Consider the following 15,496-nt stretch of genomic DNA (forward strand, 5'->3'; position numbering starts at 1 on the left):
GTACTTAAAATACAATGCATAACAAAGCCAAATCAGTCACTATTTTTGATGTTGCAGAGCGTGCTGGTGTATCAAAATCAACCGTATCCTTGGTGCTTACCCAAAGCGATAAAGTGGGCAATAAAAGTAAACAAAAAATACTCAAAGCGATTGATGAGCTAGGGTACGTTTATAATCGTGATGCCGCTGCTATGCGCTCAAAGCGCTCAAATTTAGTGGCCATAGTAATAAACGATTTAACTAACCCAGCTATGGCACACCTTGCTACCAGCCTACAACTTTTGTTAAACGACAATGGCTTACAAGCCATGATTGTAAGCAGTAATAATAGTCTTGAACTACAAGCAAACGCAGTTAAAAACTTAAAAGAATACAACGCTGCTGCATTTATTATTTGCCCCGTTGCTAATACTTGCCCCAAATGGCTTGATACGCTCAGCGCGCAACACAAAGTAATTACCGTAATGAGTGAAGTGCCCTTTAGCGCAGCTCCTTGTGTATTACCCGACTATAAAAAAGCCAGCCACGTAGCCAGTATGCATCTGCTCTCACAAGGCGTGACAAACATTGTATTTATAGGCAGTGAACTTACTTTAAGTGATTCACAAGCACTACAAAGTGGCTTTAATACCGCTTGCGCGCAGCACAGCATTACACCATTAGCACCCATTCACTGCGCAGTAAACACAGCCCTTAGCGCTAAAAATGCATTTATAGAAGCATATAAACACAACCCAACATTAAACGCAGTGGTGTGTGCAAACGATATTATTGCTCAAGGTGTTATTGCTGCTATTAACTCATTAACACATCACTGTATTAAAGTGGTGAGCTGCCACCATATTCCTAATAGCGCGGTTATAAATGATCACTTAACCACTGTGGCTATAAGTACAACTGATATAGCCAAGCGGTGTCTTTTAATACTGCAAGAGCTACTACAAAATACAGCCCCGCCAGTAAAAACACTGGTAAATGTAAACTTACAAATTAGAGATTCTAGCCAATGAAAAAAGTGCTGGTAATTGGCTACGTATGGCCAGAGCCAAATTCGTCTGCTGCGGGAACGCACATGATGTCGTTATTAAATGCATTTAGAGCGCAAAACTGGGACGTTGAATTTGCAACGCCCGCGCAGCGCACCGATCATATGGTAAACCTTGACGACTTCGGCATAACCAGTCAAAGCATTGCACTAAACTGCGACAGCTTTGACGAATACGTTAAAGCCTATAATCCAGATATAGTCATGTTTGACCGTTTTATGATGGAAGAACAATTTGGCTGGCGCATCGATAAACATTGCCCAAATGCCATTAAAATTCTCGATACCGAAGATTTACAATGTCTGCGTAACGCTCGCCACGAAGCATTTAAAGGTGAGCGTGATTTTACAACCAGCGATTTACACTCAGACATAGCAAAACGCGAAATTGCCGCTATTTTACGCTGCGACCTAAGCTTAATTATTTCAAGTTATGAAATGAGCCTGCTAAACAGCGTATTTAAAATAGAGCCAGGCCTATTACACCATTTACCGTTTATGGTTGATTTAAGCTCACTACCTACAAGTACAAAAACGTTTGAGCAGCGCCAGCACTTTATGACCATAGGTAACTTTAGACACGCGCCAAACTGGGATGCTGTACTTTACCTACAAAAAATATGGCCACTTATTCGCAAGCAACTCCCAGAAGCAGAACTACATATTTATGGCTCTTACCCACCACCAAAAGCCACGGCACTAAATAACCCTAAAACAGGGTTTTTAATAAAAGGCTGGGCCGATAATGCGTTTGATGTAATGCAAAGCGCACGCGTATGTTTAGCACCACTGCGTTTTGGTGCAGGCATTAAAGGTAAATTGCTTGAAGCCATGATTATGCAAACACCCAGCGTTACCACAAATATTGGCGCAGAAGGCATGCATAACGATTTACCATGGCCGGGTAAAATAGCCAACACCGCCGATGACTTTGCCAATGCTGCTGTTGAAATGTACACCAATCAAAGTGACTTTGAGCAAGCGCAGCAAGATGGCAACACCCTCCTTAATACGCTGTACAATAAAGTACAATTGAGCGCTGCTTTAATTAAAAAAGTCGATTCAATAAGTAGTGATTTAAACGCTCATCGCGAAAAAAACTTCACAGGCCAAATGCTCAAACATCATACAATGCGCAGCACTCAATACATGTCGCAATGGATAGCCGAAAAAAATAAAAAATTAGATTAAAAATGACTAGACACGCACCAATTAGTGTTTAAAATCGCGCCCATCAAACGTGGGCATTTTTAGCTGTATTGTCTATATTTTTAGCTTAGTTATCGCAATATTTGGTCCAAAAAGATTTGAAAACTGCAACCTTTACAGAAAAACGCAAATTTATCGTTAAATTGGGTAAGATGCTTCACAAGTATGGTACGCCTGCTTACCGCCTAGAAGCCCACCTAATGGAAGTGGCTACATACTTAGGACTTAAATCGTCGTTTGTTATGTCGCCAACCTCTGTAACGTTTGTTATTTGGACCGATGGCCACGAAGACGAATATACCCATGTTGCACGTGTAGACCCTGGCGATCACGATTTAGGCTCACTTGCCGACACCGACGACCTTGTAAACCAAATGCTTGACGACAAGCTAAGTTTACAAGAAGTTGATGCGCAACTAGACGCTATTTTTGTAATGCCAAACCCATACAATAAACTTGTTACGGGCGTTGCGTTTGCAACTTCTGGTGGTGCGTTTGCAATGTTAATGGGTACTAGCTGGACTGATGTTATTTGGTCATCGCTTCTTACTTTAGTGGTTTATGTGTTTGTACTTTGGTCTGGGCGCTCAAAACGCGTAGCTCATATGCTTGAGCCATTAGTGGCCATAATATCAGCAATACTTGCCTGTGCAGTAAGCGTATACATAACACCTGAAATAAACATACGCTTGGTGGTACTTTCGGCCATTATTGTGTTTATACCCGGTTTAGCACTTGCGCTTGGCTTAGCTGAGCTGGCAGCACGGCATTTAGTGTCAGGTACTGCGCGAGTCATGGACTCGTTTATGCTGCTATTTAAACTGTATTTTGGCGGTTTTATTGGCATAGGTATTGGCTTTGCACTCTTTGGGCAAGCTGACTTTGTACAACCTGAGCCATTACCAAAGTGGACCGCATGGCTGGCTATATTTTTACTTTGTAGCAGCTTAATCGTTATTTTTAGAACCAAACTTAAGCACGCGGTTTGGTCTATTGCATCAGGGTTTATAGCGTATGGCACCAGTATTGGCTCGGCTATGTACCTTGATTACACGTTAGGTACGTTTGTAGGTGCTTTATCGGTGGGTATATTTAGTAACTTGTTTAACCGCGTTGCTAATGCGCCGGCCTCTATTGTTGCCATGCAAGGCCTGATTGTATTAGTACCAGGAAGCAAAACGTATATTGGCTTAAACTCACTCATTGAAGGCCAAGACTTTGTATATGCAGAGCACATAGGCCAACAAACGTTTTTAATATTTATGTCGCTTGTTGCAGGACTAATATTTGCAAACGTAGCTCTTCCGCCTAAAAAGAGTTTGTAAAACACCCTTTGAGGCAAAAGCTCGCTGCGTTTTTACAGCATAGCGAGCTTTTAAAATAAACTTAATCACTATGAGGGATAGTTAATACAATCTTACCCACGTGTTGTTTTTCACTAAAGGCCTGCTGTGCATTTACTATTTGTGTAAGAGGAAAAGTATGCGCCACGATTGGCTTTACCTTTTCTTGCTCAATAAAGCGTATTAAGTTTTCAAATACCCCAGCCTCTAACACTGTGCAGCCAAAAAAGCTTAAATCTTTTAAATAAAGTGTGCGTATATCAAGCTCAACTAACGGGCCACCAATTGCACCCGAAACCGCATAACGCCCTTTAGGTTTTAATACGTCTAATAATTTAGGCCATTGCTCACCAGCAACTAAATCAACAACGACATCTATACTGTTTTTCCCTAATGCTTGGACTAAATCGTCTTCTCGAAAAATAACGTTATCTGCACCTAAATCTTTTAATTGCTGCGCCTTACTTTTACTTGTAACAGCCACAACGTATGCGCCACGCGCTTTAGCTAGTTGCACAGCAGCTGAGCCTACGCCACCAGATGCACCAGTAATCAAAACGGTTTCGCCGTGTTTTGCGTTAGACCTATAAAGCATGTTTTCGGCTGTGGAGTACGAGCAAGGAAATGACGCAAGTTCCACATCACTATAATGACTATTAACTTTATAAGCATGACTTGCATCAACAGAGGTATATTGTGCAAAACCACCATCGCATTCAGAACCAAAATACCACGGTGTTTCAAGCTCTTTACCAGCAGCATTAACAATACAAGGCTCAATAAGTACACGCTCGCCAATTCTATTTGGCTTTACATTATTGCCAACAGCAACAATAACACCGCACACATCAGCACCTTGAATACGTGGAAATACCAGAGCATTACCAGACCAGCTTGCATCTTCACTACCTTCATCTTGTTTAGAATACCAAGCTAAACGCGTATTTAAATCGGTATTATTAACACCCGCTGCCATAACTTTAATTAAAACATCGTCTGCGCCAAGTGTTGGCAGTGCTATGTTAGCCGCGTATTTAAGCATACTAAAATCACCATGCCCTGTAAGCTGAACACCTTGCATAGTTTTTGGTAAATGAGTCATTAGCTTTTCCCCTTCATTAGTAATAAAGCGCTCTGCTGCGCAGAAATAACGGCGATGTCACCCATTACAGGCCATGCACTCGAAACGCCTTCGTGTAGTAAAAATAAAACATCGGCAAGTGACTGCTGTAGACTTTGCTGTGCAAGCAGTTGCCTCACCTCATTTTTGTGTTTTTGCACGGCGCTACTAACTTCTAAATCATCAGGAAAAGCACTAAGCGCATTAATCGACAAACAGCCATTAGGGGCAAATTGCTCCATCCAATGCTTTAATCGTGAAAAAATATGCACTATGCAATCGGCTCCCTTAGCTGGAGCGTTTTCGAGTAAAAATGCGATATAGCGCTGATGTCGATACTCAAGTGCAGCAACGATCATAGCTTGTTTTGAAGGGTAATATTTGTAAAGCGTGCGAAGGCTAACGCCACTCAGCTTTTGCAATTTTGCGACGCTTGGCTCAGCAAAGCCATACTGACTAAAGGCGACTTCTAAAGCCCCTGCTATTTCTTGTTTAAGCATAGTATCAAACCTATGTAGAACGAACACTCTACCTACATGGTAGAGCATTCATTCTACATGGTCAATATTCAAAAAATTATACGGTTTTATTAATTAGCACTCGTGCAATTTTAGAGCGCTATCAATTTCTAAGAAAAGTAACTCACTTAGCGTGACCAGTTAGTTTTGGCAAGCTCTATAATTTCGTTTCCTTTGCCGTTTATCAGCGCCTTCATCATGTAAACGCTAAAGCCTTTTGCTTGCTCTAATTTAATTTGCGGTGGCATTGAAAGCTCTTGTTTTGCAGTATCGACTTCTAAAACAACAGGTCCTGAGTGATTCATCATCTCGTTCATTGCCGATGGTAATTTTTCAGGGTCGTCCACATGAATCCCTTTTAATCCACAGGCCTCTGCAATTTTAGCAAAACTTGGGTTTTCTAAATCGGTATCGCTTGATAAAAACCCACTGGCTTTCATTTCCATGGCCACAAAACTAAGTGAGCGATTATTATAAACAACAATCTTTATTGGTAAATTAAGCTGCTTAAGCGAGATTAAATCGCCCATTAACATCGAAAAGCCACCATCGCCACACATTGCAATGACTTGGCGGTCTCTATCTACAGATTGAACCCCCATTGCCTGCGACATGGCATTTGCCATAGAGCCATGATTAAACGATCCAATTAAGCGGCGCTTACCATTCATTGATAAATAACGCGCAGCCCACACTGTTGGCGTACCTACATCGCAAGTAAAAACAGCATCGTCAGCCGCTTGCTCGTTTAGTAAACGCGTTAGGTATTGCGGGTGAATTAAATTTTGCGAGGTTTTGCCACTGGCTAGTTCATCAAGATCTTGTCGAGACTCTTTGTAATTTTTAACACATTTTTGTAAGTGCGAACTTGTCCGTTCACCTTTAATATAATCAAGCAATGTGGTCACTGAATTTTTAGTATCCCCTAACACGCCACAGTCAATTTGCACGTGTCGCCCAAGTGACGCAGCCTGATTATCAATTTGCAATATGGTGGTATTTTCAGGATAAAAAGCACGATAAGGAAAACTAGTACCAATCATAAGTAACGTATCGGCTTCTTGCATTGCATGATAGCCCGACGCAAAGCCAATAAACCCAGTCATACCAACATCGTAAGGGTTATCGTACTCAATAAATTCTTTACCGCGCATGGCATGCACTATCGGTGCTTGTAATTTTTCGGCTAGCGCAACAATTTCGTCGTGGGCATCCTTACAACCAGCACCACACAATAAGGTTACTTTTTTACTTTTATTAAGATGAGTCGCCATTGCTTCAATATCAGATAAAGCGGGGGTATAAGTTGCTGGTTTTGGCACGTTCCATTTTGGCTTGATAGCTTTAGGCATATCTTTTAATGCAATGTCGCCAGGTAGCACAAGTACACTCACGCCTTTATTTAATATTGCTTGTCGCATTGCGGTTTCTAACAGGTACGGCATTTGCTCAGGGCTCGAAACCATTTCACAATATACACTGCATTCTTTAAATAATTCTTGCGGATGGGTTTCTTGAAAATAACTACTGCCAATTTCAGATGAAGGAATGTGTGCGGCAATAGCTAATACCGGTACATTATTGCGCTGACAATCAAATAAGCCGTTAATTAAATGAAGATTACCTGGGCCGCAAGAACCCGCGCACACTGCAAGCTCGCCTGATAAATGCGCTTCGCCACCGGCCGCAAATGCGGCAACTTCTTCATGTCGCGTTCCTAGCCATTCAATTGTTCCCATTTTTCGCAGGCTTTCACTAATGCCGTTAAGTGAATCGCCAGTTACTCCCCAAATACGTTTTACGCCAGCTTGTTCGAGGGTTTTAGTGATAAAACTTGCGATATTTTGACTCATAATATAGAACTCCTAAATATTCAGTTATTCTGTAAATTGATTTTTCGCCTCTGCTCTATCAAGTAAGTCATCGTTTCGAAATGCGCTCAATTATTGAGAATCGATAAGCTTAGGTATTCTGATAATGATAGATATATTACTACTGAGACTTTACTAACAAACTATACTCCTAGGTTTGCTGCGCCCCCATACTGATACATAAAACATGAATGTCCGCTTTAAAGTGTTTATGAATATGCGGGTGCGAGATTTTTAGTGGCTTAACTATGAATATGTTATTATGCGCTCAATTATTTTACTGAATGCTTTTCTCTTACTTCTATGTCAAATTCTGCTTCGTGCTTTACATTATTTTCTCAAAATATTGATTCTCTCGCGCTTCCTGAAAAGTTTACTTTCCCTTTTTATTACGAGCCGCAACCTTTAGCTGTAGCAGCCACAAAACAATTACAGCAACAGCTTGAAACGTTAACGCATTTAAAAGCAGAAAATGCAGGTAAAATGTTTGGGGTTTTAGTGGTGCAAAATGCTAAGCAACAATTAGGCTTTTTAAGTGCTTATTCGGGGCAAATTGAAGGTGATAAAGGTAATATTAGCTTTGTGCCGCCTGTTTCTAGCATGCAGCTGCAAGACGATAGCTATTTGACTCAAAGTAAAATAATTAACGATATTAATGCTCAAATTGAGCAGTTAGAAAATAGTGAACAACTGCATGAAGTTAATAGCAAACTTGATGATGCAACACAAAGCTACCAGCAAGCACTATTAGCCCAACAGGCAGTAATGCAAGCCGGTCGCCAGCAACGTAAAATACAACGTACCGAAGGCGAATTAGAGCTTAGCGAAAGTGATTTTGAGCAGTTAAAAAATAAGCTTGCAGGGCAAAGTATCGTAGAAAAAAAGCAACTGCTGGCACTTAAAGCCTATTGGCAAAATATAATCGAGTCACTGCAGCAAACACACATCAATATTTCTGATGAAATTGCTCATTTAAAAAAGCGCCGTAAAACGCTTTCTAAAAGCTTACAAAAAAAGTTATTTGCGCAGTACCAATTTTTAAATGCAAATGGTGAAACTACAGACTTAAATGCTATTTTTGCAGCATTACCTGAGCACACTCCTCCTTCGGGTGCTGGCGATTGTGCAGCGCCTAAATTATTACAATACGCCTATAAGCATGGTTTAAAACCACTTGCTATGGCAGAGTTTTGGTGGGGAGCAGCACCTAAATCAGCAATTAGGCAGCATAAAAACTACTACCCTTCTTGTTACAGTAAATGCCAACCAATACTTGGGCACATGCTAAAGGGCTTAAACGTTGAAGATAACCCGCTACTTATCAACCCAGCTCAGGGTAAAGATTTAAGTATTGTTTACAAAGATGACGACTTACTTGTGGTAAATAAGCCCGCTGAGTTTTTATCTGTGCCTGGCGTTAATATTGATGACTCAGTTTATATGCGAATCAAAACGCAGTTTCCAGAGGCTTCAGGCCCGCTAATTGTGCACAGGTTAGATATGTCGACCTCAGGGTTATTGATGATCGCACTTAATAAACGCGTGCACAAAGCACTGCAAAAGCAGTTTATTGAACGCACCATAGATAAACGTTATGTCGCGTTAGTTAATGGTAACGTAGCTGAGGATAGCGGAGTAATTGATTTACCATTAATGCTCGACTTTGATGATAAACCGCGCCAAATGGTGTGTTACAAACATGGTAAGCCGTCGCTTACTACCTGGCAGGTTTTAGAGCGTAACAACAACATTACCCGATTACAGTTATACCCTAAAACAGGGCGAACTCATCAATTAAGAGTGCATTGCGCACACAGTTTAGGTTTAAACATGCCAATTATAGGCGACACACATTACGGACAAAAAGCCGATAGATTACATTTACACGCAGAATACTTAGCATTTACTCACCCAATTACACTTAAACGATTAGAGTTTGAAGTAGCTGCAGATTTTTAATAAAAACACATAGCTACAACGACTATATTATTCAATGTGTTGGTTTTTATTAATTTAATTGATATCGTTTGTGGTCTTGTTTTTTCAATGAGAAGTATAAAAAACTGTTCAAACCCAAGTTTATTAAGCAATGTGAATAAGTATTTCAATAATAAAAATAAGTCAGCAAAGGATTAACATGACTAACAATACACAAATAAAGGTTTTGGGTAATACTTTATGGGCAAAGTATATTGTTCTCCTTTTATTTTTACTTTTAAGTAAGCTTGCCTCAGCTAACGGCGACTCATTAAGTGCAACTTTACATGCGCTAGACTTTGACACGACTCAAGTCCTGATCAACAACATAAAACTGAATGAATTAGACTATCTTCAAAATGAAGACAAACTCACTCAAGCGTTTAAAATAAGCAAAGAGCAAAATTGGGAAAACCTTCATCTAGAAGCGGCCGCTTTGTATGCGGAGTTACTTTTTAGACAAGAAAAATACGAAGCGTTAAACACACACTTATCCTATTACTTAAAGAACAAAGAGTTACCAAATCAAAAAAGTGTATATTTATTATTTCTCGAATCACAACTCAAGTCTCTAGCGAGAGAGCCAAACCCAGCTCCAGCACACACGCTAGCCACAAAATTAGAAGAGAGCTTGCAACAGCATTCAACTAAAGAAAAAATCATTATTTTACGAGCACTTGCTTACTATTACACCGATACAGATGCATTGAAAAAGACCCTAAATGTTGCACTAGAGGGGTTAGAATTAGCATTAAAAGATGATGATTCAGCATCTCAAGGATACTTTTTTAGAAAAATAGCCGATGCATACAATTATCTAAACGAAAAAGACAAAGCCGTATATTATGCAAAAAAAGCGGTTGCTGCATATGAGCAAACACAAGATGGGCTTTTTACCTCAAAAGCATATTGGAGCTTAGGCAATGTATTGCTCGAGATAAAAAAACCTAAAGATGCCTTAATATACCTAGACAAAGCATTGCTCTATTTCAAAAAAGTTAATATGCAAAAAGGCTTAACCTTTGCTCAGTACTCAATTGCCAGTATTGAGTACTTACAAGCAAATTACGATAAAGCTTTAACTCTAACTAAAGAAAACATTGAGCTTGCTCGTTCTGCAGGTGTTCACGACATGCAACTCGCATCGCTCATTTTGTTAGCTGACATATATATAAAACTAGATTTACTCGAGAGAGCAAATGAAGCAAACGATGAGGTGTTTTTAAAATTAGATAAATTCAGCCGCAGTATTTATAAAGCCGATTTTTTAGGTAAACGCTATGAGCTAAAGCGACGCCTTAACTACACTGACGAGGCTTTTGAAGCAATTGAACAAAAGCTCCTTTATACAAAAAAACACTACGAAGCTACCAGTGAAAATAATATAAAAACACTACAGGTGCAGTTTGAAGTAAAAGAAAAAGAAGAAAAAATACAGCAACTAGAGTACGAAAAAGACATTAGTGAACTACAAGCTAAAGAAGAGTACCAACAAAAAATAATTTGGCGACTCAGCGCTGCTATTGCTTTTATTTTAGTGATTGCTTCATTATTTTTATTTTATCGGCAAGCTCGACAACGTCAAAAATATCACGATATTTCATTAACAGATTATCTAACAAATTGCTCTAATCGCAGAGGAATAATGCGCGCAGCAGAAGCAAAGCTTGATGAAGGTAAAATGACGATAGCAATTGTTGACTTAGACTATTTTAAAAAAGTTAACGACCATTTTGGTCACGATGTTGGAGATTTAGTTCTTATTGCCTTTGCAAAAGCTGCAAAAGAAACACTATGTAATGATCATCAGTTTGGTCGTTACGGCGGCGAAGAATGGTTATTTGCACTAAATACGGTTGATGAACGAATAATTCGCGATATATTTAACCGACTCGCCATTAGCTTCGCCGAGCATTGCAGTAATATAGAAGACCTTCCTAGTGATACAAAAATCACCTTTAGTGCAGGGGCCTCTGTAAGTGGCCCTTTAAAAAGCACACTAGATGTTCTTATTAAACATGCAGATAAATTACTTTATAAAGCAAAAGAAAACGGAAGAAACCAAGTCGTTGTTGATTAAATAAGCACAGCTAAAAGTATTGGCTCATTTACTTGACTAAAGTCCGTCTAAAACCATCTGTTTAATTTTATGTGCTTTTACAAAATGATCTAATTTATGGGTGTGTATCCACCAAGTAGCGGCCTCCATAAGTAGCTCTGGGTCGTCGTTTTTATTGGCAAAAAATGCATAAAAAGAAAGCCCTACATTTTCGCCTTTAGCTGCTATTTTTTTATCGCACACGGTAATTATTTTTGCTCTTAGTTCTTCCCTCATACATACCTTTAATCATATTAATGCTGTATTACTGAAATACGCCATTTAAAACGCTAACGATTAGCTGCAAAAGGCTTCTATCAACCAAGCCATGATTCTCAAGCTCTTTATTAGGCGTATTTACTTTTGCAGCTTTGCATTCATTATCTAATGTCTCATTTTTACGTGTATCGGTTTCGTATGCAATATCTGCTTGTTCCATACATTTTGCCGAGCCTGCGTAAGGCTGCGCCGCACAAGCGCTTAGTAATAAAAAAAGTGGAATTGCTATCAATAATTGTTTCATAACTAATCCTATTTTTACGCAACTTATTTAATTTAAATTACAGCTGTAAGTTAGCCTATTTACTTTCTACCACCATTACAAAAAATTCAAAAAAGAACGTACCGATAATATCAAAAAAAGTGTCATTTTTTTCATCCTTTTTAATTTGTGCGCTAATGCATTGATTATAAACTTCTGAGCTTGTTTGAGCGCCATTTCGATCAACCGTTTCAGCCTCTTCAATGCATAAGTTAGGGTCAGAACGTGGGGCTGTACTACAGGCACTTAGTAAAGCGCACAGCAATAATGCGGCGATGGGGCTTTTTATGTTCATCCTTAAACTATCCTATTAAGTTAACGTGCTACCTGCATTTATACCGATTGATATTATATGTGGGAGTAATACATATAGATTGTACCTAAATAATGTTGCTACTTTATCACTGCAATAAAATAAACAACCAGTAAATATTTGTAAGGTTCTGTAGGAATTTATACTCCTTTTATAATTGAACTACGTAAAAGCCTGAAATTATTGCATTCATATCACTGTAAAATTTACAGTGATAGCAGCCTAGAAATAAAAAATCAAAATAAAAGCAATAAAATACATCAACTTAATATTTGGCATTTAGTTTGCTAGTTTTAGTGATATAAGCAAATAAATTGTAAAAGGACTAGTTATGAATATTTTTGAAGCACTACGTCATGACCATGACAAACAACGAGAATTAGTAGATGCGCTTATTCAAACGCACGGCGACACAGAGCAGCGCCACACGCTAATGGACGAGCTAAAAACAGAATTAGAACAACACGCAAAATTTGAAGAACGTTACTTTTACAATCCACTTATGTTTGATGACTTAACTCATGAAAAAGCGCGCCACAGCGTAGCTGAACATCACGAAATTGATGAATTAATTGAACAACTTGAAGATACCGAAATGAGCTCGTCTGCATGGTTAGTTGCAGCTAAAAAACTGCATCATTTAGTACATCATCATTTAAGCGAAGAAGAACACGAAGTATTTCAATTAGCGGGTAAAGCACTAACCGAAGGGCAAAAACAAAGCTTGGCAAAGCAGTATAATGATGCAATGCACTAATACTTTTTATTTGTGAGTAACTTTACTCACAAATAATTGAACCACCTTATATACACTCCCTTGTGTACTATTGGTTATAGGCCACTTGGCTTATAACCATTTTTTAAGCCTATGTGCTAACTCTTCTCTAGTAAGGGTGCTTCTGTCGGATCAAAAATTCGATACGCCACTAGCTTTAAACCATCGTTAATAAAAAACCACACCAAAGCATATGCCCACACAGCAAGTGCCCATCCCCATCCTAGTGGGGTCATAAACACCCCATAAACAGCAATAAGTGTTGCTATAACTTGCGTGCCAAATACGGCGACCATTAATATAGCAGACGGTTTAATAGACCAAAATGGACCTCGGGTACGCGCTAAAAATATAGTCAAATGCCCTGCTACAGAAAGTAATAAGTACATTAATGTTTGAAGATGAGGACGGTCGAGTTCAAATACTTTATCTCCTAAGTAAAATAAACCAAAGGCTGCAATTGGCCCTACAATTCCCAGCACAGATGCAATACCTAAAACGAGCCGCATATTCCATGTTTCGGGCTTATTTTGATAATGCACATTGTCGTATGCAATAGACAAAATGGCGGCATCGTTAAGTAAAGCAAGCATCACAATCATGACTGCTGTTAACGGATAAAAGTTAAAAATTAATATCGCCATTGTCATAAAAAGTAATACGCGCAGTGTTTCAGCAACCCTGTAAATAGCGTAACTGTTCATGCGTTGAAATATTTTTCGGCTTTCTTTAACTGCATCAATAATAACCGACAAGCCATCGGTCATTAACACGATTGATGCTGCTGACCGCGCTGCATCTGTAGCGCCCGATACAGCAATGCCACAGTCAGCTTTTTTAAGTGCTGGCGCATCATTTACGCCATCTCCTGTCATACCAACAATGTGCCCTCTATGCTGAAGCACATCAATAATATGGTATTTATGCTCAGGAAATACTTGTGCGAATCCGTCAGCGCTCTCGATTGAGTCATCTAACTGTGTGGCTTGATGATGCTCAGTTGCACCAAATCCACTAGCATCAAGAATGTTTGTCCCTAAACCCAGTTTACTTGCAGTTTCGCGCGCAATGGCCACTTGATCGCCCGTGACCATTTTAACGCTCATACCCATTTCTTTTGCATCGGCAATGGTTTGTATTGCTTCTTCACGCGGTGGATCAAAAAGCGGCAATACACCTATAAATTGCCATTTACCTTGCTCGTCTGTTTTAGCAACCGCTAAAGAGCGAAACCCACGCGCTGCAAATTCATCTATCGATGCCTCAACTTGAGTTTTAACTGCCTCAATATTAGCCGATAAAGCTAAAATAACCTGCGGTGCACCTTTGGTCACTTTAAACGTTTTGCCATCAGCATTTTTAATTAATGCTTCAGTACGTTTGCTCACAGGATCAAATGGCTGAAAATGCTCTATATGATAAGAATCTAGATGCTGCTCAGCTTTTACACTTTGTAATACTGCTAAGTCAATCGGATCGTTATTTTCTGAGCGAGATGCTAATGCCGCGTACAATATAACTTGCTCAGCAGAGCCTTTATTTATTGAGTTTTCGATATAAAACGGGTCACCTAACGTTAATAGGTTTTGTGTCAATGTGCCGGTTTTATCGGAACACAAAATATCAACACCTGCTAGCTCTTCAATTGCAGCTAAACGCGTTACAACCACTTGCTTTTTAGCCAATAAACGAGCGCCTACAGCCATAGTAACTGATAGCACTGTTGGCATTGCAACTGGTATTGCAGCAACAGTTAATACCAGTGCAAACTGCAATGTGGTGATCATTGGATCATCGCGAAACAAAGCAACAATAACTATAAGCAGTACTAAAGCCGCAGCAAGCATTATTAAATAATTACCAATTTTAAGCACTGCACGCTGAAAATGACTTGCGGTTCGCTCCCCTTGCACTAACTGTGCTGTTTTACCAAAAAAGGTATTAGCGCCGGTTGCGTATACTATTGCCTCTATTTCACCTTGGCGAATAATAGAGCCCGAATAAACAGTTTCACCCGCCGACTTTACAACCGGTAACGACTCACCCGTAAGTGATGATTGATCTACTTCTACTGAATCACCATCGAGCAAACGCGCATCTGCAGGCACTATATCGCCCATCCGCATTCTAATAACATCACCTGGTACAAGCTCGCTGGCATTTAAATTTTGCCATTGAGTATCGCGGCGAACGCGTGCTTTGTTGGCTAATTTTGCTTTTAATGCGGCAATTGCATTACCCGCTTGATGCTCTTCCCAAAAGCCAACCAATACGTTGGACAACAATAATACAAGAATAATAAAAAAATCAGCCCAGTGCTTAGCAAGCGCCGATAAAATAATAGCAGCCTCGATCATCCACGGTATTGGTCCCCAAAAGTAAGATAAAAATTTGAGTAGTAGGTTTGTTTTTTCTTCAACTAGTTCGTTAGGTCCATATTGTGCCAATCTTTGTGTGGCATCAGTTTGGCTTAACCCGTCGGATGATGTTTTTAGCTTTGCTTGTAATTGTGCTAAATCGAGCTTGCTCCATTCATCGCAATTTTGATTATGTGAAGACTTGTTTACTGAACGATTTGATGACTGATGCACTGACGAAATTTTGACCTTTCCCATACGAGCCTTCTATACAACATTGAGTTGAATAACTTGAGGTAATTAAAACCTACTAACCGTATAGCTAACAT

13 protein-coding genes are annotated in these 15,496 nt (G+C 39.5%); 6 read left to right on the forward strand and 7 right to left on the reverse strand.

The annotated features are described in order from the left end of the window. Positions 1 to 14: 14 nt before the first annotated feature. From I6F42_RS11130 to I6F42_RS11140, 3 genes are all read left to right on the forward strand, one after another. Complete coding sequence (locus I6F42_RS11130) at positions 15 to 1,010, forward strand: LacI family DNA-binding transcriptional regulator (protein ID WP_007581798.1); 996 nt, start codon at positions 15 to 17, stop codon at positions 1,008 to 1,010. Next, entirely contained in the window at positions 1,007 to 2,236 is a 1,230-nt protein-coding gene (locus I6F42_RS11135; protein WP_197152157.1) for a glycosyltransferase, read from the forward strand. Before I6F42_RS11130 ends, I6F42_RS11135 begins: the two co-directional genes overlap by 4 nt. A 116-nt stretch (positions 2,237 to 2,352) precedes the next feature. Further along, complete coding sequence (locus I6F42_RS11140; protein ID WP_010553647.1) at positions 2,353 to 3,579, forward strand: threonine/serine exporter ThrE family protein; 1,227 nt, start codon at positions 2,353 to 2,355, stop codon at positions 3,577 to 3,579. 61 nt (positions 3,580 to 3,640) lie between these two features. Here the strand turns inward: I6F42_RS11140 and I6F42_RS11145 are convergent, their stop codons facing one another. The 3 genes from I6F42_RS11145 to poxB form a co-directional block, all read right to left on the reverse strand. Then, on the reverse strand, positions 3,641 to 4,699 hold the full coding sequence (locus tag I6F42_RS11145) for an alcohol dehydrogenase family protein (RefSeq protein ID WP_197152158.1): 1,059 nt from the start codon (positions 4,697 to 4,699) through the stop codon (positions 3,641 to 3,643). Next, positions 4,699 to 5,217: a TetR/AcrR family transcriptional regulator gene (locus tag I6F42_RS11150; protein WP_010553645.1), complete on the reverse strand. Its 519-nt coding sequence runs from the start codon at positions 5,215 to 5,217 to the stop codon at positions 4,699 to 4,701. The genes I6F42_RS11145 and I6F42_RS11150 overlap by 1 nt, the downstream gene beginning before the upstream one ends. Positions 5,218 to 5,363: 146 nt before the next feature. Continuing rightward, positions 5,364 to 7,088 carry a ubiquinone-dependent pyruvate dehydrogenase gene (poxB, locus tag I6F42_RS11155; protein WP_197152159.1) on the reverse strand — a complete coding sequence of 575 codons (1,725 nt, stop codon included), beginning with the start codon at positions 7,086 to 7,088 and terminating at the stop codon, positions 5,364 to 5,366. Positions 7,089 to 7,409: 321 nt separating this feature from the next. On the opposite strand from poxB, the gene I6F42_RS11160 reads away from it, so the two are divergent. Then, positions 7,410 to 9,065, forward strand: coding sequence for an RluA family pseudouridine synthase (locus I6F42_RS11160; protein ID WP_197152160.1), 1,656 nt, complete (start codon positions 7,410 to 7,412; stop codon positions 9,063 to 9,065). Positions 9,066 to 9,243: 178 nt separating this feature from the next. Then, positions 9,244 to 11,163 (forward strand): GGDEF domain-containing protein, encoded by a 1,920-nt coding sequence (locus I6F42_RS11165; RefSeq protein WP_197152161.1) that lies wholly within the window; start codon positions 9,244 to 9,246, stop codon positions 11,161 to 11,163. A gap of 36 nt (positions 11,164 to 11,199) precedes the next feature. On the opposite strand, the gene I6F42_RS11170 is transcribed toward I6F42_RS11165, so the two are convergent. Genes I6F42_RS11170 through I6F42_RS11180 form a run of 3 tightly spaced genes read right to left on the reverse strand, consistent with a single transcriptional unit; the run spans position 11,200 to position 12,017 of the window. Next, positions 11,200 to 11,418 (reverse strand): DUF6500 family protein, encoded by a 219-nt coding sequence (locus tag I6F42_RS11170; protein ID WP_007377212.1) that lies wholly within the window; start codon positions 11,416 to 11,418, stop codon positions 11,200 to 11,202. A 28-nt stretch (positions 11,419 to 11,446) separates the two neighbouring features. Next, positions 11,447 to 11,704 carry a hypothetical protein gene (locus I6F42_RS11175; protein WP_008165783.1) on the reverse strand — a complete coding sequence of 86 codons (258 nt, stop codon included), beginning with the start codon at positions 11,702 to 11,704 and terminating at the stop codon, positions 11,447 to 11,449. 55 nt (positions 11,705 to 11,759) lie between these two features. Further along, positions 11,760 to 12,017, reverse strand: coding sequence for a hypothetical protein (locus I6F42_RS11180; RefSeq protein ID WP_165725043.1), 258 nt, complete (start codon positions 12,015 to 12,017; stop codon positions 11,760 to 11,762). Between the two features lie 349 nt (positions 12,018 to 12,366). On the opposite strand from I6F42_RS11180, the gene I6F42_RS11185 reads away from it, so the two are divergent. Beyond that, on the forward strand, positions 12,367 to 12,792 hold the full coding sequence (locus I6F42_RS11185) for a hemerythrin domain-containing protein (protein WP_007581776.1): 426 nt from the start codon (positions 12,367 to 12,369) through the stop codon (positions 12,790 to 12,792). Positions 12,793 to 12,908: 116 nt separating this feature from the next. Here I6F42_RS11185 and I6F42_RS11190 read toward each other — a convergent pair whose 3' ends face one another. After that, complete coding sequence (locus I6F42_RS11190; protein WP_197152163.1) at positions 12,909 to 15,425, reverse strand: plasma-membrane proton-efflux P-type ATPase; 2,517 nt, start codon at positions 15,423 to 15,425, stop codon at positions 12,909 to 12,911. Between the last annotated feature and the right edge of the window lie 71 nt (positions 15,426 to 15,496).

Source organism: Pseudoalteromonas sp. SWYJZ12, assembly GCF_015864395.1.
Taxonomy (GTDB): Bacteria; Pseudomonadota; Gammaproteobacteria; order Enterobacterales; family Alteromonadaceae; genus Pseudoalteromonas; species Pseudoalteromonas arctica.

Coding starts and splice junctions, on each gene's coding strand:
- I6F42_RS11130 (WP_007581798.1), top strand. CDS start 15: ATGCATAACAAAGCCAAATCAGTCACTATTTTTGATGTTGCAGAGCGT.
- I6F42_RS11135 (WP_197152157.1), top strand. CDS start 1,007: ATGAAAAAAGTGCTGGTAATTGGCTACGTATGGCCAGAGCCAAATTCG.
- I6F42_RS11145 (WP_197152158.1), bottom strand. CDS start 4,699: ATGACTCATTTACCAAAAACTATGCAAGGTGTTCAGCTTACAGGGCAT.
- I6F42_RS11150 (WP_010553645.1), bottom strand. CDS start 5,217: ATGCTTAAACAAGAAATAGCAGGGGCTTTAGAAGTCGCCTTTAGTCAG.
- poxB (WP_197152159.1), bottom strand. CDS start 7,088: ATGAGTCAAAATATCGCAAGTTTTATCACTAAAACCCTCGAACAAGCT.
- I6F42_RS11160 (WP_197152160.1), top strand. CDS start 7,410: ATGTCAAATTCTGCTTCGTGCTTTACATTATTTTCTCAAAATATTGAT.
- I6F42_RS11165 (WP_197152161.1), top strand. CDS start 9,244: ATGACTAACAATACACAAATAAAGGTTTTGGGTAATACTTTATGGGCA.
- I6F42_RS11170 (WP_007377212.1), bottom strand. CDS start 11,418: ATGAGGGAAGAACTAAGAGCAAAAATAATTACCGTGTGCGATAAAAAA.
- I6F42_RS11175 (WP_008165783.1), bottom strand. CDS start 11,704: ATGAAACAATTATTGATAGCAATTCCACTTTTTTTATTACTAAGCGCT.
- I6F42_RS11180 (WP_165725043.1), bottom strand. CDS start 12,017: ATGAACATAAAAAGCCCCATCGCCGCATTATTGCTGTGCGCTTTACTA.
- I6F42_RS11185 (WP_007581776.1), top strand. CDS start 12,367: ATGAATATTTTTGAAGCACTACGTCATGACCATGACAAACAACGAGAA.
- I6F42_RS11190 (WP_197152163.1), bottom strand. CDS start 15,425: ATGGGAAAGGTCAAAATTTCGTCAGTGCATCAGTCATCAAATCGTTCA.